Raw genomic sequence first — 25,204 nt, forward strand, 5'->3', positions numbered from 1 at the left:
CCGGCCCACCCCCCTCCGCGGGGCATTTGCCCAGGTCAGCTCGATTGTCAGTGGTCGGGTGCAGGATGGACGCATGGTCAGCTCCGCACACCGGGCCCTCGACGGCTTCTCCCCCGCGACCCGCGGCTGGTTCACGGGGGCGTTCTCCGCGCCCACCGCGGCCCAGGCGGGCGCGTGGCAGGCCATCCAGGCGGGTTCGGACGTGCTGGTGGTCGCGCCGACCGGCTCCGGCAAGACGCTGGCCGCGTTCCTCGCCGCGCTGGACCAGCTCGCCTCGGCCCCGCCCCCGGCCGACCCGAAGAAGCGCTGCCGGGTGCTGTACGTCTCGCCGCTGAAGGCCCTCGCGGTCGACGTCGAGCGCAATCTGCGCAGCCCGCTGACCGGTATCCGCCAGGAGTCCGTCCGCCTCGGCCTGCCGGAGCCCGAGGTCAAGGTCGGCATCCGCTCCGGCGACACCCCGGCCGCCGAGCGCCGCGCCCTGTCCACGCGCCCGCCGGACATCCTGATCACCACCCCCGAGTCGCTCTTCCTGATGCTGACCTCGGCCACCCGCGACGCGCTCACCGGCGTGGAGACGGTGATCCTGGACGAGGTGCACGCGGTCGCGGGCACCAAGCGCGGCGCGCATCTCGCGCTCTCCCTGGAGCGCCTCGACGAACTGCTCCCGAAGCCGGCCCGGCGGATCGGCCTGTCGGCGACGGTGCGCCCGGTGGACGAGATCGCCCGCTATCTCTCGCCGCGCCGCAAGGTGGAGATCGTCCAGCCGGCGTCCGGCAAGGAGTTCGACCTCTCGGTGGTGGTGCCGATCGAGGACATGGGCGAGCTGGGGGGCTCGCCCGCCACCGACGCGGCCGACGGCGGGGAGCGGCCGTCGATCTGGCCGCATGTGGAGGAGCGGATCGCCGACCTGGTCCAGTCGCACCGCTCCACCATCGTCTTCGCCAACTCCCGCCGCCTGGCCGAGCGGCTGTGCAACCGGCTCAACGAGATCGCGTACGAGCGCGCCACGGGCGAGCCGCTGGCGGAGCACCACTCCCCCGCCCAGCTGATGGGCGGCTCGGGCGCGGCCCAGGGCGCACCCGCGGTGATCGCCCGTGCCCACCACGGCTCGGTGTCCAAGGAACAGCGCGCGCTGGTCGAGGAGGACCTCAAGGCGGGCCGGCTGCCCGCCGTGGTCGCCACCTCCAGCCTGGAGCTGGGCATCGACATGGGCGCCGTCGATCTCGTCGTCCAGGTGGAGTCCCCGCCCTCGGTGGCCTCCGGGCTGCAGCGCGTCGGCCGCGCCGGGCACCAGGTGGGCGCCGTGTCCACCGGTGTGGTCTTCCCCAAGTACCGGGGCGACCTGGTGCAGGCGGCCGTGGTGACCGAGCGGATGCGCTCGGGCGCCATCGAGTCCCTGAAGGTGCCCGCGAATCCCCTGGACGTGCTCGCCCAGCAACTCGTCGCCATGACGGCGCTGGACACCTGGCAGTTCGACGACCTGCTCGCGGTGGTCCGCCGCGCGGCGCCCTTCGCCTCGCTCCCGGAATCCGCGTTCACCGCGGTCCTCGACATGCTCGCGGGCCGCTACCCGTCGGACGCGTTCGCGGAACTGCGCCCCCGCGTGGTGTGGGACCGCGTGGCCGGCACCGTCACCGGCCGGCCGGGTGCCCAGCGGCTGGCCGTCACCTCCGGCGGCACCATCCCGGACCGGGGCCTGTTCGGGGTCTTCCTCGCCGGCAGCGACCCCAAGAAGGGCGGCGGCCGGGTCGGCGAGCTGGACGAGGAGATGGTCTACGAGTCCCGCGTCGGCGACGTCTTCACACTGGGCACGAGTTCCTGGCGCATCGAGGACATCACCCGCGACCGGGTCCTGGTCTCCCCCGCGCCGGGCGTGCCGGGCCGGCTGCCCTTCTGGAAGGGCGACCAGCTGGGCCGACCGCTCGAACTGGGCCGCGCGGTGGGCGCGTTCCTGCGCGAGGTCGGCTCACTGCCCCAGGACGACGCCCGGCTGCGGCTGCTCACCGCGGGCCTGGACGCATGGGCGGCGGACAACGTGCTGGCGTATCTGCGGGAGCAGCGCGAGGCCTGCGGCCATGTCCCGGACGACCGCACGATCGTCGTGGAGCGCTTCCGTGACGAGCTGGGCGACTGGCGGGTCGTCGTCCACTCCCCCTTCGGCGCCCAGGTGCACGCCCCCTGGGCCCTCGCGCTCGGCGCCCGGCTGTCCGAGCGCTACGGCATGGACGCCCAGGTGATGCACGCCGACGACGGCATCGTGCTGCGCCTGCCCGACGCCGATCTGATGAGCCTGGACCTGCTCGACCAGGAGCCCATGAAGGCCGGCGCCCCCTTCCACTCAGGGGTCGACAGCGAGCAGGCGCCCGTGGGCGCGGCGGACGTCGCCTTCGACAAGGGCGAGGTCGACCAGGTGGTCACCGACCAGGTGGGCGGCTCGGCCCTGTTCGCCTCCCGGTTCCGCGAGTGCGCCGCGCGCGCCCTGCTGCTGCCGCGCCGCAGCCCTGGCAAGCGCACCCCGCTGTGGCAGCAGCGCCAGCGCGCGGCCCAACTGCTCCAGGTGGCGAGCGAGTTCGGCTCGTTCCCGATCGTCCTGGAGGCCGTCCGCGAATGCCTCCAGGACGTCTTCGACGTGCCGGGCCTGGCCGAGCTGATGGGCGACATCGAGTCCCGCAAGGTGCGCCTGGTCGAGGTCACCACCCCGGAGCCGTCCCCCTTCGCCCACTCCCTCCTGTTCGGGTATGTCGCCCAGTTCCTGTACGAGGGCGATTCCCCGCTGGCCGAGCGCCGCGCCGCCGCGCTCTCCCTGGACTCCCGGCTGCTGGCCGAGCTGCTCGGCCAGGCGGAGCTGCGCGAACTGCTCGACGCCGACGTGCTGACCGAGCTGGAGCGCGAACTCCAGTGGCTCACCGAGGACCGCCGGATCAAGGACGTGGAGGGCGTCGCCGACGTGCTGCGGCTGCTCGGCCCGCTCACCGAGGCCGAGTTGGTCGCCCGGGGCGCGGATCCGCACTGGGTGCGGGAGCTGGCCGGGGCCCGCCGGGCGATCAAGGTCCGGATCTCCGGCGCCGACCACTGGGCCGCGGTCGAGGACGCGGGCCGGCTGCGCGACGCGCTCGGCACCGCGCTGCCCGTCGGCGTCCCCGAGGCCTTCACCGAACCGGTCAAGGACCCCCTGGGCGATCTCCTCGCCCGCTATGCCCGTACGCACGGCCCGTTCACCTCGGCCACCGCGGCCGACCGCTTCGGTCTGGGCGTGGCGGTCACCGAGGGCGCCCTCCAGCGGCTCGCGGCGAGCGGCCGGGTGGTGCAGGGCGAGTTCCATCCCGCGGGCATCGGCCAGGAATGGTGCGACGCCACGGTGCTACGGCGGCTGCGCCGCCGCTCCCTGGCGGCTCTGCGGCACGAGGTGGAGCCCGTACCGCCCGCCGCGCTCGCGCAGTTCCTGCCGCAGTGGCAGCACATCGGCAAGGGGCACGGGCTGCGCGGCGCCGACGGACTGGTGCGCGCCGTCGAGCAGTTGCAGGGTGCCTCCGTGCCCGCGTCCGCACTGGAGAAGCTGGTCCTGCCGTCGCGGGTGGCGAACTACACGCCGTCGATGCTGGACGAGCTGACCGCGGCCGGCGAGGTGGTGTGGGCCGGCGCGGGCGCCCTGCCCGGCAAGGACGGCTGGGTCTCCCTCTATCTGGCGGACGCGGCACCGCTGTTGCTCCCGCCGCCGCACCCGCTGGAGCTGACCGCGCTGCACCAGTCCGTCCTGGAGGCGCTGTCCGGTGGCTACGGCCTGTTCTTCCGGCAGATCGCCGACCAGGTCCGCGCCACCACGCATCCCGAGGCCACCGATCCCCAACTGGCCGAGGTCCTCTGGGACCTGGCCTGGTCGGGCCGGCTCACCAACGACACACTGGCGCCGATGCGCTCCCTGCTGGGCTCGGGCCGTACCGCGGGCTCGACCGCCCACCGCGCCAAGCGCGCCGTGCCGCGCGGGCGCTACGGCTCCCTGACGGCCGCGGCGCGTACGGCCTCCCGTACCGGCCCGCCGACCGTCGCGGGGCGCTGGTCCCTGCTGCCCGCAGCCGAGCCGGACCCCACCGTGCGCGCGCACGCGCTGGCCCGCACCCTGCTGGACCGGCACGGCGTGGTGACGCGGGGGGCGGTCGCCGCGGAGGGCATCGAGGGCGGCTTCTCGGCGGTGTACCGGGTGCTGTCCGTCTTCGAGGAGAGCGGGCAGGCCAGACGCGGTTACGTCGTCGAGGGCCTCGGCGCGGCCCAGTTCGCCATGGACGGCGCGGTGGACCGGCTGCGGGCGGTGTCCAACGCGCGTGAACGGGGGGAGTCCCTCTCCGCCCCGACGAACGGCTTCACCGCCCCCGGATTCACCGATCCGAACGGCTTCCCGGGCATGGGCGGCGGCCCGCACGGCCCCACCTCTTCCGGCGCCGACGCGGGTTTCGCCCACCCCGGTCTCGACGGTGACTTCAGCCGGCCGCCGGCCGATCCGCCCGGCGCCCTCGCCGACCCCTTCTCCGCCCCCGGCTACGGCGGCCCGCGGGGCGGCGGATCCACCGGCTACGGCTCGGGCTTCCGGGGGGACCGGGGGCCGTACGGGGGACACGGCCGGGACCGCTCGCCCGATCCCCGTGCCGTCGTCCTCGCCGCGGCCGACCCGGCGAACGCCTACGGCGCGGCCCTGTCCTGGCCCGAGCCACCGACCGGCGCCGGACACAAACCGGGGCGGAAGGCGGGGTCCCTGATCGTCCTGGTGGAGGGCGAGCTGACCCTGTACATGGAGCGCGGCGGCAAGACGCTCCTGGCCTGGCCCGTCGCCCCCGACACCGGGGCCACGGAGGACTCCCGGCTACGGACGGCCGCCGAGGCCCTGGCCGCGGCCGCCCGCGCCGGCTCCCTCGGCACGGTCACCGTCGAGCGGATCAACGGCACCCCCGCCCTGACCTCCCCCACCGGCACCCTCCTGGAAGCGGCGGGCTTCGTGGCCACCCCGCGGGGGTTGCGCCTGAGAGCGTGAGACGGCCGGGTGAGGTGGTGGGCCTCGCCGCGGGGCCCCGAGCCTCGGGCCCCCGAGCCGCCAGGCCACCCTCGATCCACCGATCCGCCAACTCCTGCTCGCAACCGTCCCCTCGTCCTCACCCCCACCCCCTCACCCCCGCCGTGGCACCCTTGACCCATGCCCGAAGGTGACACGGTCTGGCAGGCCGCGCGGCGGTTGCACGAGGCCCTCGCGGGCAAGGCGCTGACCCGCAGCGACTTCCGGGTGCCGAAGTACGCCACCGTCGACCTCACCGGCCGCCGGGTGCTGAACACCGTCCCACGCGGCAAGCACCTGCTCACCCGGTTCGAGGGCGGCCTGACGCTGCACACCCATCTGCGCATGGAGGGCGCGTGGAAGGTGTACGGCGCGGGCGAGCGGTGGCGCGGCGGGCCGGGGCACCAGATCCGCGCGGTGCTCGGCACCGTCGACCGCACGGCCGTCGGCTACCGCCTCCAGGTGCTGGAGCTGCTGCCCACCACCGAGGAGGAGCGGGTGGTCGGCCACCTCGGACCCGATCTGCTCGGCCCGGACTGGGACCCGGAGCGCGCGCTGGCCAATCTGCGCACCGACCCTGCCCGGCCCCTCGGCGAGGCCCTGCTCGACCAGCGCAATCTGGCCGGAATCGGCAACATCTACAAGAGCGAGCTGTGCTTCCTGCTCGGCGTCACGCCCTGGCTGCCCGTCGGCGCGCTCCCCGCGGACCGTGCCGCCGCGCTGCCCGGCCTCGCGCAGCGGCTGCTCCAGTCCAACCGTGACCGCCCGGTCCGCCAGACCACGGGCCTGCACCGGCACGACCTCTTCGTGTACGGCCGCGCGCCCCGCCCCTGCCTGCGCTGCCACACCTCGATCCGCGTGGCCGACCAGGGCGACGGCTCCCAGGACCGCCCCACCTACTGGTGCCCCGCCTGCCAGGCCGGCCCGGCCCCGGCGCCGGACGCGCCCCAGCGTTGGCGCGAGCGCCACCGTCGTACTCTGCCCTGACGGCACGCCAACGGGCCGCCGGTGTTCACGACGGATCGGACACGCCGCTCGAACGCGGGCCCGGCGACGGGCCGTTGCCGCTCCGGACCCGCCAAGCGGCCGCCCAGCGCCCAGGAACCAGCGCCCCCGCCGCCTTCCCCTTGGGCGCGCAGTGCACCGGCAGCACGCTGAGCCCCCACCCGCCGGCCGCGACGGCGCCTTCCAGCGCGCCCTCACCCTGCCCCAGGGCGAGCCGCAGCACGGCCCACCACCACACCGCGCCGCCCGCCAGCGCCACCGCCCAGCGCACCGCACGCCCCGTCATGCCCACCACCTCCCGACGTGACGCCGGCCCGCGGCCGCTCCCCCTCGGCACCGGCGGCCGCTACGCGTTCTCCGCCTGGAACATCCAGTGATGCTTCTCCAGGTCGGCGGTGATCTGGATGAAGATGTCCTGGGACACCGGGTCCGGTTCCCCCGTCGCGAGCACACGCTCCCGCATCCGGGTGATGACGGAGCCGAGGGCGTCCACCATCGCCCCGACCCCGTCCCCGTCCTTGATCCAGCCCGCCGGTGCGGTCGTGATGCCACTGCCCGAGGAGACCGTGGCGGCGCGGCCGTCGGGCGGGACGCCCAGCGCCGAGGCGCGCTCGGCCACCGTGTCCGAGTGGGTGCGGGCGGAGGCGACGACCTCGTCCAACTGGAGGTGGACGGAGCGGAAGCGGGGTCCGACGACGTTCCAGTGGATCTGCTTGGCGACCAGGGACAGATCCACCAGGTCGACCAGGGCGCCCTGCAGCGCCTCGGCCACGGTCTTCAGGTCCGCGTCGACCAACGGGCTCTTCACGACGTACATCCGCTTCCTCCGGCGGTCCGGCGGCCCTCGCGGCCGTCACGTCCCTCCACCATGACCGCCCCACCGGGACCCGGCAAACGGACGCATACAGACACAAAGGGTGTATACGCGAGCGCAGCACGAAGCCCCGGCCACGCTCCCCGGGTTCGTCCCGAGAAGCCCGGCCGGGGCCTCGTACATGTCTGGCTGTGTCTGTCGGTGCCTGCCGGCGCCCGTCGCTCGTGCCGCCGCGTATCTCAGGCGGCGACCACGTCCACCGCCTTCGCGGGCGCCTTGATGGTCACCCGTTCCGGTGGCACACCGCTCACCGAGACGGAACCCAGCATCGGACGGACCGGCGTGGGCACGGCCTCGGTGGCCGCGGCGGACTGGGCCAGCTCGGCGAGCGCCAGTTCATCGCTCACTTCACGCATGAGTTCCGACATCCGTACGTCCAGCGCGTCGCAGATGGCGGAGAGCAGCTCGGAGGAAGCCTCCTTCTGCCCCCGCTCCACCTCGGAGAGATAGCCGAGTGAGACTCGGGCGGACGAGGAGACTTCGCGCAGAGTACGGCCCTGGCGTTGGCGCTGCCGACGCAGCACGTCACCCAGCAGGCGACGGAGCAGAATCATCGGTGGCTCCCTCCTCGGACCGCGTAGCCGCATCCTTCACGCCCCACCGTACCGCCTCGCGCTGCGGCCGTGCGGGGAGCGATGTCGTGTTCACTCAGGGCTGCAAACATCAAAACCCCCCGTTCCGTTCCGTATCCTGTGCCCGCTCATTCCCAGACTGTTCGCCCGCGATCTGCTCCAGAAGCAGTGCGAGTACGCTCCGTACACTCTCCCTACGGATTTCCGTACGGCTGCCGTTCAACCGCAGGGCCTCCACTTTTCCGCCACCGGCGGAAGGCGCGGAAGCCGTCAGCGGCCCGTCAGCGGCCACGAATACCGTGCCGACAGGCCGGCCGTCCTGCGGGTCGGGGCCGGCGACCCCTGTGGTCGCGATGCCCCAGTCGGCGCCCAGAGCCTTGCGCACCCCGGCCGCCATCTCCGCCGCGACCTGCGGATCCACCGCTCCGCGCCGCTCCAGCAGAGCCGCGTCGACGCCCAGCAACCGGTGCTTCAGTTCGGTGGCGTAGGCGGTGACCGACCCTCGGAACACCTTCGACGCCCCCGGCACCGCGGTGATCTCCGCCGCGACCAGACCACCCGTGAGCGACTCGGCGACCGCGAGGGTCTCGCCCCTCACTGTCAGTAGTCGCACCAGTTCGGTGGCCGGAGAACTCACGCTTCCGTCTCCTCCAACGCCGCCGCGCGCTCGGCGATTCCCTGCCTGCGCAGCACAATGGCTTGTCTTACATAGTCAAGTCCGGTGACGACGGTCAGGACGACCGCCGCGGCCATCACCCAGAAGCGCAGCGTGGCGAGCCATCCGGTCAGCGCCAGCACGTACATGCCGACGGCGACGCCCTGGGTCAGGGTCTTCAGCTTGCCGCCGCGGCTGGCCGGGATCACGCCGTAGCGAATGACCAGAAAACGCATCAGCGTGATGCCGAGTTCCCGGCCGAGGATCACCACCGTGACCCACCACGGCAGGTCGCCCAGGGAGGAGAGGCAGATCAGCGCCGCGCCCATGATCGCCTTGTCGGCGATGGGGTCGGCGATCTTGCCGAAGTCGGTGACCAGGTTGTAGGTGCGCGCCAGATGACCGTCGAACAGGTCGGTGATCATGGCGATGGCGAAGGACGCCCAGGCCAGCGAGCGCCAGGCCGGGTCGTAGCCGCCGTTCTCCAGCATCAGCGCCACGAAGGCGGGCACCAGGACCAGCCGGAACATCGTCAGCAGATTGGCGACATTCCATACGCTCGCCTGGTTGACCGCCGCGGCCGTGATCTTGCCGCCGCGCGCGGGCCTGCCCTCGTCCGCCGGGTCGGCGCCGGGCACGGCTTCACCGGGAGCGGACGCGGAACCGGAGACCTCGGACGCAACGCCGTCGGCAGCGGCGGCGGCGGTGCACCGCGCGCCCTGCGCGCCGGAGGAGCCGCCCGCGGCGGATGCCGGGACTCCGGTCATCTGCCCGCCTCCTCACTACACGCGCGCGAGCCGGCCAGCGGCTCGGCCACCAGGTCGACACCCTCGGTACCGACCACCTTCGCCTCGACCATACGTCCGACGACGAGACCCTCGCCGCTCGTGAGCAGCACCTGGCCGTCGGTCTCGGGCGCCTGGTGCGCGGCGCGGCCGTGGACGCCCTCCTCGTCGTCCACCGACTCCACCATGACGTGCACGCTCTCGCCGACGCGCTCCTCGGCGCGCTGCGAGACCAGTTCCTCCGCGAGCCGGGAGATGTGGGCCAGCCGCTCGGCCACGACGTCCTCGTCCAGCTTGTCGGCGTAGGTGGCCGCCTCGGTGCCCTCCTCGTCGGAGTAGCCGAAGACGCCGATGGCGTCCAGGCGGGCGCCGTTCAGGAACCGCTCCAGTTCGGCCAGGTCCGCCTCGCTCTCGCCGGGGAAGCCGACGATGAAGTTGGAGCGCACACCGGCCTCGGGGGCCTTGGAGCGGATGGTGTCGAGCAGCTCCAGGAAGCGGTCGGTGTCGCCGAAGCGGCGCATGGCGCGCAGCACACCGGGCGCCGAGTGCTGGAAGGACAGGTCGAAGTACGGCGCGATCTTGGGCGTCGAGGTCAGCACGTCGATCAGCCCGGGGCGCATCTCGGCCGGCTGGAGGTAGCTCACCCGGACCCGCTCGATGCCGTCGATCCCGGCCAGTTCGGGCAGCAGGGACTCCAGCAGACGGATGTCGCCGAGGTCCTTGCCGTACGACGTGTTGTTCTCGGAGACCAGCATGATCTCCTTCACGCCCTGCTCGGCCAGCCAGCGCGTCTCGTTGAGCACGTCGCTGGGGCGGCGGGAGATGAAGGAGCCGCGGAAGGACGGGATGGCGCAGAAGGAGCAGCGCCGGTCGCAGCCGGAGGCCAGCTTCACCGAGGCGACCGGGGCGCCGTCCAGCCGGCGGCGCAGCGGCGCGCGGGGTCCCGAGGCGGGCGCCAGGCCCTCCGGGAGGTCGGCCGGGGCGTGGCCGGGCAGCGCGACCGAGGCGGCCGAGTCCTGGCGCTGGGCCGGGCTGACCGGCAGCAGCTTGCGGCGGTCGCGCGGGGTGTGCGAGGCGTGGATGCCGCCGGACAGGATGGTCTGCAGGCGGTCGGAGATGTCCGTGTAGTCGTCGAAGCCGAGCACACCGTCGGCCTCGGGCAGGGCCTCGGCCAGTTCCTTGCCGTACCGCTCGGCCATGCAGCCCACCGCCACGACGGCCTGGGTTCTCCCATGGCCCTTGAGGTCGTTGGCCTCCAGGAGGGCGTCGACGGAGTCCTTCTTGGCGGCCTCGACAAAGCCACAGGTGTTGACGACGGCGACGTCTGCGTCCGCGGCGTCCTCGACGAGCTGCCAGCCGTCCGCCTCCAAACGACCTGCGAGCTCCTCGGAATCCACCTCGTTACGGGCGCAGCCGAGAGTGACGAGTGCGACGGTACGGCGTTCAGGCATGGGCTCAAGAGTACTTTGTCTCGCCGACAGCCCACGTCGACGGGGTTGGCCTACCCGGCCGACCCCGTCGCAGCGGTGCCGCGGCGGGCCGGATCAGCCCGCGACGGGGTCGCCCTTGGTGTACGTCAGGCGCTCCACGGCGCCGGGCCGGAAGTTGTCCTCGATCTTCTTGCCGTTGACGTACAGCTCGATCGCGCCGGCGTCACCGAGGATCAGGTTGATCTTGGCGTTGTCCTGGAAGGTCTTGGACTGGCCCTTGTCCAGCAGGCCGTCGAAGAGCATCCGCCCGTTGTGGTCCTTGGCCGAGATCCAGCTGCGTCCGTTGGGCGCGCTGATCTGGACGGTGACCTTGTCCTGCGGGGCGGCCGCGATGGCGCTGTCGGTGGGCTCGGGGGTCGGCTCGGCGGGCTTGTCCCTGGTCGGCGCGGGCGAGGCCGCCTCGCTGGTGCCGGGCGTGGAGCCCTCGGCGACCTGCGACTTGGAGTCGCTTCCGCCGGCGCCGCCCTTGACCGCGGTGAAGCCGACGAAACCGATCACGACGACGATCGCGGCGACCATCGCCGCGGTCCAGTTGGGGCCCCGGCGCTCGGGGCGGATCCGCTCGGCCTCGAACAGGGGCGCGGCCGGGGTGGGCGCGGGCCGGCCGCCGTGCTCGGCGTCGTACTGGGCGACGAGCGGCTCGGGGTCGAGGTGGACGGCCCTCGCCAGGTTTCGGATGTGGCCGCGCGCGTACACCGCGCCGCCGCAGGGACCGAAGTCGTCCGCCTCGATGGCGTGCACGATGGCGAGGCGGACCCGGGTGGCGCTGCTGACGTCGTCCACGGTGAGCCCGGCCGCGATCCGCGCCTGCTGGAGGGCACGGCCCACGGGGATTCGGGCCTCCTGGGACTCGTCTGGGAAGGGACGCTCGTCTTCAGGGGAGTTGCCGATGGACACGGGGGCGCCTTTCGAGCGTGTAGCCACCTGTGCTGGAAGCTCAGTCTAGGGGGGGTACGAAAGGGTGGGGCAACCGGGCGGTACGAACTTCTACGCCATCGGAATGGCCCGACATTCCGGTGGCTGGACAGGCGGATACCCCGGGACGGGACGCTTACCTGTCCTCTCGCTCAACTTGACGTGGGACAAAGGGAAACGGTTGCCCGCCACTCTCTAACGGGTGGATCACGGCGGGCACGAGCGGGTCACGACGGCACGGATCGGTCACGCCGGAACGGGCTGTTCACGGCGGATCGCCGCCCGGTGCACGTCGCGCGGAACCGGGCGGCTCTTCGTACTATCCCTCGGACTCGCCGCGAATCACGGCGAGCACGCCGTCCAGTTCGTCCGGTTTCACCAGAACGTCGCGCGCCTTGGAGCCCTCGCTGGGTCCCACGACGCCGCGCGACTCCATGAGGTCCATGAGCCGGCCGGCCTTGGCGAAGCCGACGCGCAGCTTGCGCTGGAGCATGGACGTGGAGCCGAACTGGGTGGACACGACGAGTTCGGCCGCCTGGCACAGCAGGTCGAGGTCGTCGCCGATGTCCTCGTCGATCTCCTTCTTCTGCTTGGTGCCGACCGTGACGTCCTCCCGGAAGACCGGCGTCATCTGCTCCTTGCAGTGCTGTACAACCGCCGCGACCTCCTCCTCGGTCACGAACGCGCCCTGCATACGAGTCGGCTTGTTGGCGCCCATCGGCAGGAAGAGGCCGTCGCCCTTGCCGATCAGCTTCTCGGCGCCGGGCTGGTCGAGGATGACGCGGGAGTCGGCCAGCGAGGAGGTGGCGAAGGCGAGACGGGAGGGCACGTTGGCCTTGATCAGACCGGTGACCACGTCGACGGAGGGGCGCTGGGTGGCGAGCACCAGGTGGATGCCGGCCGCGCGCGCGAGCTGGGTGATGCGCACGATCGCGTCCTCGACGTCGCGCGGGGCGACCATCATCAGGTCGGCCAGCTCGTCCACGATCACCAGCAGGTACGGGTACGGCTGCAGCTCGCGCTCACTGCCCTGCGGCGGCTTGGCCCTGCCCTCGCGCACGGCGCGGTTGAAGTCGTCGATGTGCCGGTAGCCGTAGGCCGCGAGGTCGTCGTAGCGCAGGTCCATCTCGCGCACCACCCACTGCAGCGCCTCGGCGGCCCGCTTGGGGTTGGTGATGATCGGCGTGATCAGGTGCGGGATGCCCTCGTAGGCGGTCAGTTCGACCCGCTTGGGGTCGACCAGGATCATCCGCACGTCCTCCGGGGTCGCCCGCATCATGATCGAGGTGATCAGGCAGTTGATGCAGGACGACTTGCCGGAACCGGTGGCGCCGGCGACCAGCATGTGCGGCATCTTCGCCAGCGAGTGCATGACGTAGCCGCCCTCGACGTCCTTGCCGAAGGCGACCAGCATCGGGTCGTCGTCCTCCGCGGACTCCGCGAGGCGCAGCACGTCGCCGAGGTTGACCATCTCCCGGTCGGTGTTGGGGATCTCGATGCCCACCGCGGACTTGCCGGGGATGGGGCTGATGATCCGCACGTCCGGGCTGGCCACCGCGTACGCGATGTTCTTGGTGAGCGCGGTGATCCGCTCCACCTTGACGGCCGGGCCCAGTTCGACCTCGTAGCGGGTGACCGTCGGGCCGCGGGTGAAGCCGGTGACGGCCGCGTCGACCTTGAACTCGGAGAAGACCTGGGTGAGCGAGGCGACCACTGCGTCGTTGGCGGCGCTGCGCGCCTTGCCGGGCCCGCCGCGCCGGAGCAGGTCCAGGGCGGGGAGCGCGTAGGTGATGTCACCGGACAACTGCAACTGCTCCGCGCGCGCGGGCAGGTCGCGGGGCGCGTCGGGCGCCTTCTTCGTGAGGTCGGGTACGACGGAGCCCTTGCCCTGCTCGGGGCGGGCGGCCGGGACCGGCTTGGCGGGCGGCTCGGGGGCCGGGACCTCGGCGGTCTCCTCCCGGTCGCCGACGCTGACGCCCTGGGTGAGATCGGCGACCAGCGGGGAGGGCGGCATGCCGTGCAGCACGGCGCCGTCCAGCGCCGCGGCGGCAGCGGCGGCCACGTCCACGGCGTCCATCTGCCGCTGCGGATCCGGCTGGGGCACCGCGGAGCGCCTGGGGCGGCCGCGGCGGCGCGAGAGGGCCTCTTCCTCGGCGCCGTCGGGGTCGTACGCCTGGGGGGTGCCCGGGCGCCTGCGGGAGCGCGCGGGCAGCGCCTCGCGCCACTGCTCCTCGTAGCGCTCGTCGTCCTCGGTGATCTCCTCCGGCTCGTGCTCGCGCAGCACGCCGAGACGCACCCCGAGGGCGCGCAGCCGCTGCGGGATGGCGTTGACGGGGGTGGCGGTCACCACGAGCAGCCCGAAGACGGTCAGCAGCACGAGCAGGGGCACGGCGAGCATCTCGGTCATGGCGTACGTGAGCGGGGTGGCGGCCGCCCAGCCGATGAGGCCGCCGGCGTCCCTTATGGCCTGCATGCCGTCGCTGCGGGCGGGCGAGCCGCACGCGATGTGGACCTGGCCGAGCACCCCGATGAGGAGCGCGGACAGACCGATCACGATCCGCCCGTTGGCCTCCGGCTTCTCCGGGTGCCGGATGAGCCGTACGGCGATCACCGCGAGCAGGATCGGCACCAGCAGGTCGAGCCGGCCGAAGGAGCCGGTGACCAGGACCTCCACCAGATCGCCGACGGGGCCCTTGAGGTCGGCCCAGGTGCCGGCGGCGACGATCAGCGCGATGCCGAACAGCAGCAGCGCGACGCCGTCCTTGCGGTGGGCCGGGTCGAGGTTCCTGGCGCCCTGTCCCACGCCGCGGAAGACGGCGCCGACGGCGTGCGCGAGGCCGAGCCAGAGGGCGCGCGCCACGCGGTACACGCCCCCGGTGGGGCTGGGCGCCGGCTTCGGCGGCGCCTTCTTGGCCGCGGTCTTCCTGGCCGGCGCCTTCTTGGCGGGCACCTTGCCGGCCGGGGCCTTCTTCGCGACGGCCTTCCTGGCCGGACCCTTCGCGGGAGCGGCCGCCTTCTTCGCGGGCTGCTTCTTGGCTGCGGAGGGACGTGAGGCCATGGAGATGAGGTTACCGGGGGAGACGACAGCGGACACGTGTGCCCACAGCTTCACCCGTTCGTGTCGCCCTTGCCGGGGCGCGGAACTGACGCGGACTCACGGGCAACTGGTGCCCCGGCATGGATCAGTTGGCCGACGGCACCGCGGGGCCGCCCGCGCCGGTGCCCGGCTCCAGGGCGTCGAGGGCACGGCGCAGCCCGGTGAGTTTGCGCTCCAGATGGGCCGCCGTGGCCACCGCGGCCGCGTCCGCGGAGTCGTCGTCCAACTGCTTGGACAGCGCCTCTGCCTGCTCCTCGACGGCCGCGAGCCGCGCGGACAGCTCGGCGAGCAGTCCGGCCGACTCCTTGCCGCCGACCGCGCCCTTGCCGCCGCCCTCCAACTGGAGCCGCAGCAGCGCCGCCTGCTCGCGCAGCTGACAGTTCTTCATGTACAGCTCGACGAACACCGAGACCTTGGCGCGCAGCACCCATGGGTCGAACGGCTTGGAGATGTAGTCCACCGCGCCGGCCGCGTAGCCCCGGAAGGTGTGGTGCGGGCCGTGGTTGATCGCCGTGAGGAAGATGATCGGGATGTCCCGGGTGCGCTCGCGCCGCTTGATGTGCGCCGCGGTCTCGAACCCGTCCATGCCCGGCATCTGGACGTCCAGCAGGATGACCGCGAAATCATCCGTGAGCAGCGCTTTGAGCGCTTCCTCCCCGCTCGATGCCCGCACCAGCGTCTGATCGAGCGCAGAGAGGATGGCCTCCAGCGCCAGCAGATTCTCCGGCCGGTCATCGACCAGGAGGATCTTGGCCTTCTGCACCATGGCCCGCCCTCCTCGCCCCGGCGGTACACCGGGCGCCGCCCCAGGGGACGACTCCCTTTCGCCGCCCTCCCTTGTGCCGGTCATCGTAGCCGCACCCCGCTTGTCGCCACACCCTGTCACCGCGATGTCACCGTGCACGTAGCGGAAACGCGGCGGGAACCCGGATGGTTCCCGGAACCCCACGTTCCCATACGTCCGCGGCCAGCCTAAGCACACAACTCCGCGCGCCCGCCGGGGGTTCCCCGGGTGTTCACACCATGGTCGGCCGATCCCGTCACTTCCCCCCCATCCACTGCTGCAGCACGCCCAGCAGATGGTCCGAGTCGACCGGCTTCGTCACGTAGTCGGACGCGCCCGCCTCCAGCGCCTTCTCCCGGTCGCCCTTCATCGCCTTCGCGGTCAGCGCGATGATCGGCAGCCCCGCGAACTGCGGCATCCTGCGGATCGCCGTGGTCGTCGCATAGCCGTCCATCTCGGGCATCATGATGTCCATCAGGACGACCGCCGCGTCGTCGTGCTGCTCCAGCACCTCGATGCCCTCCCGGCCGTTCTCGGCGTACAGCACCGAAAGCCCGTGCTGCTCCAGGACGCTGGTGAGCGCGAAGACGTTGCGGATGTCGTCGTCGACGATCAGCACCTTCTGGCCGCCGAAGCGCACCCCGCGCACGGCCTGCGGCGCGCTGTTCTGCTCGGGCACCGCCGTCCACTGCTCGGACAGCTGCCCGCCCTGCGGCAGGCTCCGCCGCCGGCGCCGGAAGAGCGCCGCGGGCCCGTTCTGCATGTCCAGGTACGACTTGACCTCGGCCGGCGTCTCGATCTCGGATGCCGAAAGCTGCGAGGACTGCTCCGCCTCGGAGGCGGCCAGGTCGCCGGCCTCCAGCGGGGCCACGGACTGCTGGTAGCCCTGCGGCGGCAGCTCGCTGGGGTACAGCGGCAGGTACAGCGTGAACGTGGAGCCGCGGCCCGGTTCGCTCTGCGCGTGGATCTCACCGCCGAGCAGCTGCGCGATCTCCCGCGAGATCGACAGGCCGAGGCCGGTGCCGCCGTACTTGCGGCTGGTGGTGCCGTCCGCCTGCTTGAACGCCTCGAAGATCACCCGCATCTTGCTGGCCGCGATGCCGATGCCGGTGTCCGTCACCGAGAACGCGATCAGCTCGCCGTCCGGGTCGGTGAGCGAACCGGCCTCCAGCAGCTGCTCCCGGATGTTGCGCGGCACGGCCGCGCCCGCGGGCCGGATGACCAGCTCCACCGACCCGGAGTCGGTGAACTTCACCGCGTTGGACAGCAGGTTGCGCAGCACCTGGAGCAGCCGCTGCTCGTCGGTGTGCAGGGTCGCGGGCAGCTCCGGCGAGACCCGCACCGACAGGTCCAGGCCCTTCTCCGCGGTCAGCGGCCGGAAGGTGGCCTCCACGTAGTCCACGAGCTGGACGAGCGCGATCCGGGTCGGCGAGACGTCCATCTTGCCCGCCTCGACCTTCGCGAGGTCCAGGATGTCGTTGATCAGCTGGAGCAGGTCGGACCCCGCGCCGTGGATGGTCTCGGCGAACTCGACCTGCTTGGGCGACAGATTGCCCTCGGCGTTGTCGGCGAGCAGCTTGGCCAGGATCAGCAGCGAGTTCAGGGGCGTGCGCAGCTCGTGCGACATGTTCGCCAGGAACTCGCTCTTGTAGCGCATGGACACCGCGAGCTGCTCGGCGCGCTCCTCCAGTACCTGCCGCGCCTCCTCGATCTCGGTGTTCTTCACCTCGATGTCCCGGTTCTGCCGGGCCAGCAGCTCGGCCTTCTCCTCCAGTTCGGCGTTGGAGTCCTGCAACGCCTTCTGCCGGCTCTCCAACTCCGCGGAACGCTCACGCAGTTGCTCGGTCAGCTCCTGCGACTGCTCCAGCAGCTGCTCGGTCTTGGTGTTGACCGAGATGGTGTTGACGCTGGTCGCGATCACCTCGGCGATCTGGTTGAGGAAGTCCTTCTGGATCTGCGTGAACGGCGTGAAGGAGGCCAGCTCGATCACGCCGAGCACGGTGTCCTCGAACAGCACCGGCAACACGATCACCTGGGCGGGCGGGGCCTCGCCGAGCCCGGAGGAGATCTTCAGATAGCCGCTCGGCGCGTCCGAGACCAGGATGGTGCGCTTCTCCTGGGCGGCCATGCCGACCAGCGCCTCACCCGGCCTGAACGACGTCGGCATGGAGCCCATCGAGTAGCCGTACGAGCCCAGCATCCGCAGCTCGTAGGCGTCCTTGCCCTCGCCGGCGTCCTTGCCCTCCATGCGCGGCATCGCGAGGAAGAACGCGCCGTGCTGCGCGGAGACCACCGGCGTCAGCTCGCTCATGATCAGCGAGGCCACGTCCTGGAGGTCGCGGCGGCCCTGCATCAGCGCGGAGATCCGGGCCAGGTTGCCCTTGAGCCAGTCCTGCTCCTTGTTGGCGATCGTGGTGTCCCGCAGGTTCGCGATCATCTTGTTGATGTAGTCCTGAAGTTCCTGGATCTCGCCGGACGCGTCGACGTCGATCTTCAGGTTCAGGTCGCCCCGGGTCACCGCGGTCGCCACCCGCGCGATGGCCCGCACCTGCCGGGTCAGGTTCCCGGCCATCTCGTTCACCGACTCCGTCAGGTCCCGCCAGGTGCCGTCCACGTCCCGCACCCGCGCCTGGCCGCCGAGCTGGCCCTCGGTGCCCACCTCGCGGGCCACACGCGTGACCTCCTCGGCGAAGCTGGACAACTGGTCGACCATCGTGTTGATCGTCGTCTTCAGTTCGAGGATCTCGCCGCGGGCGTCGATGTCGATCTTCTTGGTCAGGTCGCCCTTGGCGATCGCCGTGGTGACCATCGCGATGTTGCGCACCTGGCCGGTCAGGTTGGACGCCATCTGGTTCACCGACTCGGTGAGGTCCTTCCAGGTGCCCGCCACGCCCGGCACGTGCGCCTGGCCGCCCAGGATGCCGTCCGTACCCACCTCGCGGGCCACCTTGGTGACCTGGTCGGCGAACGAACTCAGCGTCTTGACCATCGTGTTGATGGTGTCCGCGAGCTGCGCGACCTCGCCGCGCGCCTCGATGGTCACCTGGCGCGTCAGGTCACCGTTGGCGACCGCCGCGGCCACCTGGGAGATGTTGCGCACCTGCATGGTGAGGTTGTTGGCCATCAGGTTGACGTTGTTGCTCAGGTCCTTCCAGATGCCCGTGACACCCGGAACGGTCGCCTGGCCGCCGAGAATGCCCTCGGTGCCCACCTCGCGGGCCACCCGGGTCACCTGCTCGGCGAAGCTGGACAGCTGGTCGACCATCGTGTTGACCGTCGTGACCAGCTCCAGGATCTCGCCCTTCGCGTCCACCGTGATCTTCTTCGACAGATCACCCTTGGCGACCGCGGTCGTGACCTCGGCGATGTTGCGCACCTGGATCGTCAGGTTGTTCGCCATGAAGTTCACCGACTGGGTGAGGTCCTTCCAGGTGCCGGAGACCCCCTGCACCTCGGCCTGACCGCCGAGGATGCCCTCCGTGCCCACCTCGCGGGCCACCCTGGTGACCTCCTGGGCGAACGACGACAGCTGGTCCACCATCGTGTTCAGCGTGTTCTTCAGCTCCAGGATCTCCCCGCGCGCGTCCACGGTGATCTTCTGGGAGAGGTCACCGCCCGCCACCGCGGTCGCGACCTGCGCGATGTTGCGCACCTGGGCCGTCAGGTTCCCGGCCATGCCGTTCACCGAGTCCGTCAGGTCCCGCCACACACCGGCGACCCCGGGCACCTGCGCCTGCCCGCCGAGCCGGCCCTCCGTACCCACGTCCCGGGCCACCCGGGTCACCTGGTCGGCGAAGGCGGACAGCTGGTCGACCATGGTGTTGATCGTGTTCTTCAGTTCGAGGATCTCGCCCCGCGCGTCCACGTCGATCTTCTGCGACAGGTCGCCGTTGGCCACCGCCGTCGTCACCTGGGCGATGTTGCGCACCTGGGACGTCAGGTTTCCGGCCATGAAGTTGACGGAGTCCGTCAGCTCCTTCCAGGTGCCCGAGACGCCGTCCACCCGGGCCTGACCGCCGAGGCGGCCCTCCGTACCCACGTCCCGCGCCATCCGCGTGACCTGGTCGGCGAAGCTCGACAGCTGGTCCACCATCGTGTTCACGGTGTTCTTCAGCTTGAGCATCTCGCCGGAGACATCCACCGTGACCTTCTGCGACAGGTCGCCGTTGGCCACCGCCGTCGTCACCTGGGCGATATTGCGCACCTGGCCGGTGAGGTTTCGGAACGCGGTGTTGACGGAGTCCGTCAGGTCCTTCCACGTCCCCGCGGCACCCGGCACCTGCGCCTGACCGCCCAGCTCGCCCTCGACCCCGATCTCCCGTGCGACCCTCGTCACCTCGGCGCCGAACGAGGAGAGCTGGTCCACCATCCCGTTGACGGTGTTCTTCAGCTCCAGCATCTCGCCGGCCACGTCCACCGTGACCTTCTGCGACAGGTCGCCGCTGGCCACCGCCGTCGTGACGGCGGCGATGTCCCGCACCTGCGTCGTCAGGTTCCGGAACACCGTGTTGACCGAATCCGTCAGGTCCTTCCAGGTCCCGGCCGCGCCCGGCACGTTCGCCTGCCCGCCGAGCCGGCCCTCCGCGCCGACCTCGTTGGCCACGCGGGTGACCTCGTCCGCGAAGATCCGCAGCGTCTCGGTCATCTGGTTGATCGTCTCGGCGAGCTGCGCCACCTCGCCGCGCGCCGGCACCGTCACCTTCTGCGACAGGTCCCCGTTCGCCACCGCCGTGGTGACCTGCGAGATCCCGCGCACCTGGGCGGTCAGGTTGCCCGCCATCGTGTTGACGGAGTCGGTCAGCTCCTTCCACACCCCGGCCACCTCGGGCACCTGCGCCCGGCCGCCGAGGATGCCCTCGGTGCCCACCTCCCGGGCCACCCGCGTGACCTCGGAGGAGAAGGCCGAAAGCTGGTCGACCATCGTGTTGACGGTGTTCTTCAGCTCCAGCATCTCGCCCGCGACGTGCACGGTCACCTTGCGCGACAGATCGCCCTTGGCCACCGCCGTCGTCACCAGCGCGATGTCCCGCACCTGCGCGGTGAGCCGGTCCGCCATCGTGTTGACGGACTCCGTCAGGTCCTTCCAGGAACCCGACATGCCGCGCACCCGGGCCTGGCCACCGAGCTTGCCCTCGGTGCCGACCTCGCTGGCCACCCGCGTGACCTCGTCGGTGAAGGTCGACAACTGGTCGACCAGGTTGTTGACGGTACGGCCGACCTTCAGGAACTCGCCCCGCAGCGGATGCCCGGTGCCGCCGTCCGGCGCCTGCGTCCGCAGCTCCATGCGCGGCGACAGATCGCCCTCCGCGACCGCCGTGAGCACCCGGCCGACCTCGGAGACCGGCCGTACGAGATCGTCCACCAGCGCGTTGGAGTTGTCGATCGCCGTCGCCCAGGAGCCCTCGCAGGCCCCCGTCTCCAGCCGCTCCGTGAGCTTGCCCTCGCGGCCCACCATGCGCCGCACCCGCGACAGCTCGCCGGTCAGGTGCAGGTTGCGGTCGGCCACCTCGTTGAAGACCGCCGCGATCTCCGACATCACGCCGTCCCCGGAGACCGTGAGCCGCTTGCGGAAGTTCCCCTCCCGCATCGCCACGAGCGCCGTCAGCAGCCGGTTCAGGGCGGCGGTGTCCACCTCCGTGGTGCCGCCGCTCCTGCCCAGGGACGGTCCGCCCTTCGCGCGCGTCTTCGTGCCACGCGTCGCTGCGCCAGACTCCACTGTGTCCCTCCCGGGGGATCGACCCTTACCGCCGTATGCGGACGCTTCCGTCCGGCATGCCCGTCTTCGGCATACCGGTTACTCTCGCGTACCGGTTACTGCTGCGTATTCTTGCCAGACGAGATCCGGCCACACCAAGGGCTGCTGCCCGCCGTACGCGGAACACACGCGGCGCGACCCGACCTTCGTCACAAGCCTGCCCAGTGTTTCACCCTGTCCGAACCAGGCCATAACAGTTCGGCAGCTTCGCACATCGTCCGCACACCCTGGGGGGTAAACACCGACGACCGGCACCCGCTCGGACGGCGAAGGTAAGTAACCTTGCATCCGGCTGTCCAGCCGCACCGGTCCCGACCGGCCTGGGCGGTGGCACGAGAACGAGCGGGCATCGGAGGGGCGGCCGCAGACCATGACCACCGGACTGATCCCGGGGGGACAGCCCCCGGAGCCGCAGCCGACCGACGCGCCGATGCCGCAGCAGCGGCTCGACCCGGTCGGCCCGTCAGCCCTGCACGTCGACAACCGGCCGAGGAGTTCTGTGATCACCGCGCGCGCGGCCGCCAGTTTCGAGCCCGCCGGACGATCGGTGGCGACCGCCCGGTCCTTCGTCCGCGACACCCTCCAGGGCTGGGGCTTCGCCGACATCGTCGACGACGCCGTCGTCCTGACGAGCGAACTGGTGACCAACGCCGTCGTGCACGCCGGCACCCACGCGGAGGTGCTCTGCCTGCGCACCGACGCCGGGGTGCGCATCGAGGTCTCCGACCAGTACCCCGAACGCGAGGTCCCGCTCCAGACCTCCGCCCACCCCATGGCCAGTCCCGACCGCGAGGGCGGCCGCGGCCTCCAGCTCTGCGCGGCCCTGGCCAGCCGCTGGGGCGTCGACTACACGCCGACGCACAAGCACGTCTGGTTCCAGCTCAACCTGCCCGAGCGGCCGGTCGGCACCCGCACCGCGGGCCCCGCCCTCCCCGCCGACCTGCTCCCCGTCGCCGACGGGCGGGTCCGCGTCGCCGTCCTCCAGGTCGACCGCAAGGGCACCGTCACCTCCTGGAACGAGGACGCGGAGGACCTCTTCGGCCACCGGGCCGCCGAGGCCGTCGGCCGGCCGCTGACCGAACTCGCCGCCTGGCCGCACACCCCGGGCACCAGCACCGGCGTCGCCGAGGCCCTCCAGCTCTCCCGCTGGGAGGGCAGCTACGGCATCCGCGGCGCCGACGGCCGCGTCGTACAGGTGTACGCCTCCCATCTCCGGGTCCGCGACACCGGCGGCGAACCCTCCACGGTCTGCCTGCTTGTGCGCGACCACGAGCGCGCCGTACTCCAGACACCCGCCCGGGTCCCGGCCGGCGACCAGGGCACCTCCCAGGACGGCCAGAGCACCGACCCCTTCGAGGTCTTCATCGGCTCCCCCGCCCCCGACGACCTCGACGGCCTGCTCCAGCGCACCGTGGAACGCGCCCGGGACATGCTCGACGGCGACTCCGCGTTCCTGCTGCTGGCCACCGACGACGAGACCGAGCTGGAGGTCCGCGCCTCCACCGGACTGCCCTCCGCCCGCCAGCGCTTCGCCCGCGTCCCCGTGGAAGCGGGCCCCGGCCGCTACGGCTCCGCGCGCATGCCCGCCGTCCATGACGACCTCAACGCCGTCCCCGGCGCGGTCCCCCTGCTCGGCGGCACCGGCATGCGCTCGGTGGTCACCGTCCCGCTGAAGGTCGAGGGCCGCCTCACCGGCTCCCTCGGCGTCGCGGCCGAGGCACCGGGCAGGTACACCAACGAGGAGGCGCTGCGCCTCCAGTTCGCCGCCGACCGCATCGCCCTGGCCGTGGAGTCGGCGCGCCTCGGCGAACTGGAGCGGCTGCGCCGCGGCTCCCTGAGCTTCCTGGTCGAGGCGTCCGACCTGCTGGCCGGCACCCTGGACCGCGACCAGACGCTGGCCCTCATGGCCCAGATGACGGTCCCCACCCTGGCCACCTGGTGCGCCGTCTACACCATCGCCGACCAGGCCTCGGACCCGTACCTGTCGTACGTGCTGCACGAGGACGAGGAACTCATCGACGGCATCAAGTCGTTGCTGTCGAAGATCGCCCCGCCGGACCCGGTGCCGACGCCCGGCGCCCGCGTGTGGGCTACCCCGGCCGAGGTCGCGCACCAGGCCGCCCTGCGCACCTCCATGCGCACCCTGGGCCTGGCCGGCGGCCCCACGCACCGGATCAGCGCGGGCATCGGCCCGACCCTCGCGACGGCCTCCGCGGTCGGCGGGGAAACGGTCGTCCTGCCGCTCGTCGCCCGCAACCGGGTCATCGGCATGCTGGTCCTCGGCAAGCCCACCGACGAACACTTCCGGCAGGAAATCCTGGAGCTGGCCGAGGACTTGTCCCGGCGGGCCGCCCTCGCCCTGGACAACGCCCGCCTCTACTCGGAACGCACCGCCATCAGCCAGGCCCTCCAGCGCAGCCTGCTGCCGCCCGGCACCCCGCACATCGACGGCGTCGAGGTGGAGGTCATCTACCGCGCGGCCGGCGAGGGCAACGAGGTAGGCGGCGACTTCTACGACCTCTTCCCCATCGGCAACGGCGCCTACGGCTTCGCCATCGGCGACGTCTGCGGTACGGGACCCAACGCGGCGGCCGTCACCGGCCTCGCCCGGCACGCCCTGCGCCTGCTGGCCCGCGAGGGCCTCAGCGGACCCGCGGTCCTGGAACGCCTGAACTCGGCCATTCTCGACGAGGGCGACCGCAGCCGGTTCCTGACGCTCCTTTACGGCGAGCTGCGACCGCAGCCGGACGGCAGCGCCGAGCTGAAGGTGGTCTGCGCCGGCCATCCGCTGCCGCTGCGCCTGCGCCAGGACGGCACCGTGACCCCGGCCGCCGAACCGCAGCCCCTGCTGGGCGTCATCGAGGACCTGGACCTGTACGAGGAGACCGTCACCCTCGACCCGGGCGATGTGCTGCTCTGTGTCACGGACGGCGTCACCGAGCGCCGCGAGGGCACCCGCATGCTGGGCGACGACGGCCTCGCCGATGTCCTCACCACCTGCACGGGCCTGACGGCCGGCGCGGTCGCGGCCCGCATCATGCGCGCGGTGGAGCGCTTCGCGTCCGACGCTCCGTCGGACGACATGGCCATTCTGGCGATGCGGGTCCCCGGTCTCCACAACGAGGGCTGAGCCGGGGCGGTTCAACAGCCGCCCCGGGACAGCAAAAAGACCCCACCCGAAAGGGTGGGGTCTTTTTTCGCGAGCCCCCAAACGGAATCGAACCGTTGACCTTCTCCTTACCATGGAGACGCTCTACCGACTGAGCTATAGGGGCCTGTCGTTTTCGAGGTTTCCCTCGCGGCGACGAAGAAACTGTACCCCGAACCGGCCCGACTTCCCAAATTCGTTCGGGAGCCGGTCAGAAGGCGGTCTTGAGCAGTCCGCCGAGGGCGTTGCAGGCGGCGGCGACGCGCTGCATCTCCCGCTTGGTCAGGGAGGCGTCGACGGGCAGCGCGAGTGTCTCGTCGGCGGCCAGCTCGGTCTGCGGCAGGGACAGGCACCGGCGGAACTCCGGCAGCCGGTGCACGGGCGTCTTCACCGGCACCCGGCAGTCGACTCCCCTGGCCCGCAGGGCGCGTGCGAAGGCGTCCCGGTCCGGCCGGCCGTTGCCGGGCACCCGCACCACGTACTGCTGGTAGGTGTGCCCGTCCCCACCGTCCGGGGTCCGTACGCCCTTCAGTCTGGCGTCCAAGTAGGCGGCCCGCTCCCGGCGTTGCGGCGTCTCGTCGTACGGCGCCTCGGACTCGCCCTGCTCCAGGACCAGCAGTTCGTGCCGCTGCCCGAGGGCGTGCAGCCGCTTGAGGTCGGCCCGCCGTCCGAAGCGGTGGACGACAACGACGGCCGCGGTGCGGGGAGTTACGGCCGCCTCGACCGCCTCGGGGTCGAGGCAGTAGGTCACCGGGTCTATGTCGGCGAAGACCGGGAGCGCGCCGGCCAGGATCACGGCCTCGGCGACCTCGACGTTCCCGAAGGCCGGTACGACGACCTCGTCACCGGCTCCGACGCCGGCCGCCCTGAGCATTGCGGAGGTTCCCATGTACGGGATGCTGGGCGCCCGGGGTGAACGACACGTTACGCGCAACAGAAAAAGGCCGGACCCTGAACCGAAGTTCAGGATCCGACCTTTTGAAAAAAAGTTCGGCGGCGTCCTACTCTCCCACAGGGTCCCCCCTGCAGTACCATCGGCGCTGAAAGGCTTAGCTTCCGGGTTCGGAATGTAACCGGGCGTTT

The 25,204-nt window shown here is 71.8% G+C and carries 14 protein-coding genes, 1 tRNA gene and 1 rRNA gene; 3 read left to right on the forward strand and 13 right to left on the reverse strand.

What is annotated here, in order from left to right; translation table 11 throughout:
• Nucleotides 1-73 precede the first annotated feature (73 nt).
• Nucleotides 74-5,023, forward strand: a complete 4,950-nt coding sequence (locus AB0927_RS19440; protein WP_366668857.1) for a DEAD/DEAH box helicase — start codon at nucleotides 74-76, stop codon at nucleotides 5,021-5,023.
• A gap of 159 nt (nucleotides 5,024-5,182) precedes the next feature.
• Entirely contained in the window at nucleotides 5,183-6,028 is an 846-nt protein-coding gene (locus AB0927_RS19445) for a DNA-formamidopyrimidine glycosylase family protein (RefSeq protein WP_366668858.1), read from the forward strand.
• Between the two features lie 25 nt (nucleotides 6,029-6,053).
• On the opposite strand, the gene AB0927_RS19450 is transcribed toward AB0927_RS19445, so the two are convergent.
• From AB0927_RS19450 to AB0927_RS19495, 10 genes are all read right to left on the reverse strand, one after another.
• The gene (locus AB0927_RS19450; RefSeq protein WP_366668859.1) at nucleotides 6,054-6,332 is read right to left on the reverse strand and encodes a hypothetical protein; all 279 of its coding nucleotides are present in this window, start codon (nucleotides 6,330-6,332) and stop codon (nucleotides 6,054-6,056) included.
• A 60-nt stretch (nucleotides 6,333-6,392) separates the two neighbouring features.
• Complete coding sequence (locus AB0927_RS19455; protein WP_366668860.1) at nucleotides 6,393-6,863, reverse strand: DNA starvation/stationary phase protection protein; 471 nt, start codon at nucleotides 6,861-6,863, stop codon at nucleotides 6,393-6,395.
• 236 nt (nucleotides 6,864-7,099) lie between these two features.
• Entirely contained in the window at nucleotides 7,100-7,474 is a 375-nt protein-coding gene (locus AB0927_RS19460; protein ID WP_366668861.1) for a helix-turn-helix transcriptional regulator, read from the reverse strand.
• A gap of 109 nt (nucleotides 7,475-7,583) precedes the next feature.
• The gene (locus tag AB0927_RS19465; protein WP_366668862.1) at nucleotides 7,584-8,129 is read right to left on the reverse strand and encodes a CinA family protein; all 546 of its coding nucleotides are present in this window, start codon (nucleotides 8,127-8,129) and stop codon (nucleotides 7,584-7,586) included.
• Nucleotides 8,126-8,914 carry a CDP-diacylglycerol--glycerol-3-phosphate 3-phosphatidyltransferase gene (gene pgsA / locus AB0927_RS19470; RefSeq protein ID WP_366668863.1) on the reverse strand — a complete coding sequence of 263 codons (789 nt, stop codon included), beginning with the start codon at nucleotides 8,912-8,914 and terminating at the stop codon, nucleotides 8,126-8,128. Before pgsA ends, AB0927_RS19465 begins: the two co-directional genes overlap by 4 nt.
• Entirely contained in the window at nucleotides 8,911-10,383 is a 1,473-nt protein-coding gene (rimO, locus tag AB0927_RS19475; RefSeq protein ID WP_366668864.1) for a 30S ribosomal protein S12 methylthiotransferase RimO, read from the reverse strand. The genes pgsA and rimO overlap by 4 nt, the downstream gene beginning before the upstream one ends.
• A 93-nt stretch (nucleotides 10,384-10,476) precedes the next feature.
• Nucleotides 10,477-11,319, reverse strand: a complete 843-nt coding sequence (locus AB0927_RS19480; RefSeq protein ID WP_366668865.1) for a RodZ domain-containing protein — start codon at nucleotides 11,317-11,319, stop codon at nucleotides 10,477-10,479.
• A gap of 337 nt (nucleotides 11,320-11,656) precedes the next feature.
• Complete coding sequence (locus AB0927_RS19485) at nucleotides 11,657-14,395, reverse strand: DNA translocase FtsK (RefSeq protein ID WP_366668866.1); 2,739 nt, start codon at nucleotides 14,393-14,395, stop codon at nucleotides 11,657-11,659.
• Between the two features lie 124 nt (nucleotides 14,396-14,519).
• Nucleotides 14,520-15,200, reverse strand: a complete 681-nt coding sequence (locus tag AB0927_RS19490) for a response regulator (protein WP_366668867.1) — start codon at nucleotides 15,198-15,200, stop codon at nucleotides 14,520-14,522.
• A 274-nt stretch (nucleotides 15,201-15,474) separates the two neighbouring features.
• On the reverse strand, nucleotides 15,475-20,934 hold the full coding sequence (locus tag AB0927_RS19495; protein ID WP_366668868.1) for a HAMP domain-containing protein: 5,460 nt from the start codon (nucleotides 20,932-20,934) through the stop codon (nucleotides 15,475-15,477).
• Nucleotides 20,935-21,343: 409 nt separating this feature from the next.
• On the opposite strand from AB0927_RS19495, the gene AB0927_RS19500 reads away from it, so the two are divergent.
• Nucleotides 21,344-24,103: a SpoIIE family protein phosphatase gene (locus AB0927_RS19500; RefSeq protein ID WP_366668869.1), complete on the forward strand. Its 2,760-nt coding sequence runs from the start codon at nucleotides 21,344-21,346 to the stop codon at nucleotides 24,101-24,103.
• 72 nt (nucleotides 24,104-24,175) lie between these two features.
• Here AB0927_RS19500 and AB0927_RS19505 read toward each other — a convergent pair.
• The 3 genes from AB0927_RS19505 to rrf all read right to left on the reverse strand — a co-directional run.
• Nucleotides 24,176-24,248: transfer RNA gene (locus AB0927_RS19505), tRNA-Thr, on the reverse strand.
• Nucleotides 24,249-24,332: 84 nt separating this feature from the next.
• Nucleotides 24,333-24,995 carry a DegT/DnrJ/EryC1/StrS family aminotransferase gene (locus tag AB0927_RS19510; RefSeq protein ID WP_366668873.1) on the reverse strand — a complete coding sequence of 221 codons (663 nt, stop codon included), beginning with the start codon at nucleotides 24,993-24,995 and terminating at the stop codon, nucleotides 24,333-24,335.
• Nucleotides 24,996-25,109: 114 nt separating this feature from the next.
• Nucleotides 25,110-25,204: ribosomal RNA gene (gene rrf / locus AB0927_RS19515) — 5S ribosomal RNA — on the reverse strand; the annotation flags it as partial.

The organism is Streptomyces sp. NPDC048106 (genome assembly GCF_040706415.1).
Classification (GTDB): Bacteria; Actinomycetota; Actinomycetes; order Streptomycetales; family Streptomycetaceae; genus Streptomyces.

Bases quoted from the DNA above. Each gene is read 5' to 3' on its own strand.
- AB0927_RS19440 (WP_366668857.1), top strand. From the start codon at position 74: ATGGTCAGCTCCGCACACCGGGCCCTCGACGGCTTCTCCCCCGCGACC.
- AB0927_RS19445 (WP_366668858.1), top strand. From the start codon at position 5,183: ATGCCCGAAGGTGACACGGTCTGGCAGGCCGCGCGGCGGTTGCACGAG.
- AB0927_RS19450 (WP_366668859.1), bottom strand. From the start codon at position 6,332: ATGACGGGGCGTGCGGTGCGCTGGGCGGTGGCGCTGGCGGGCGGCGCG.
- AB0927_RS19455 (WP_366668860.1), bottom strand. From the start codon at position 6,863: ATGTACGTCGTGAAGAGCCCGTTGGTCGACGCGGACCTGAAGACCGTG.
- AB0927_RS19460 (WP_366668861.1), bottom strand. From the start codon at position 7,474: ATGATTCTGCTCCGTCGCCTGCTGGGTGACGTGCTGCGTCGGCAGCGC.
- pgsA (WP_366668863.1), bottom strand. From the start codon at position 8,914: ATGACCGGAGTCCCGGCATCCGCCGCGGGCGGCTCCTCCGGCGCGCAG.
- rimO (WP_366668864.1), bottom strand. From the start codon at position 10,383: ATGCCTGAACGCCGTACCGTCGCACTCGTCACTCTCGGCTGCGCCCGT.
- AB0927_RS19485 (WP_366668866.1), bottom strand. From the start codon at position 14,395: ATGGCCTCACGTCCCTCCGCAGCCAAGAAGCAGCCCGCGAAGAAGGCG.
- AB0927_RS19490 (WP_366668867.1), bottom strand. From the start codon at position 15,200: ATGGTGCAGAAGGCCAAGATCCTCCTGGTCGATGACCGGCCGGAGAAT.
- AB0927_RS19500 (WP_366668869.1), top strand. From the start codon at position 21,344: ATGACCACCGGACTGATCCCGGGGGGACAGCCCCCGGAGCCGCAGCCG.
- AB0927_RS19510 (WP_366668873.1), bottom strand. From the start codon at position 24,995: ATGCTCAGGGCGGCCGGCGTCGGAGCCGGTGACGAGGTCGTCGTACCG.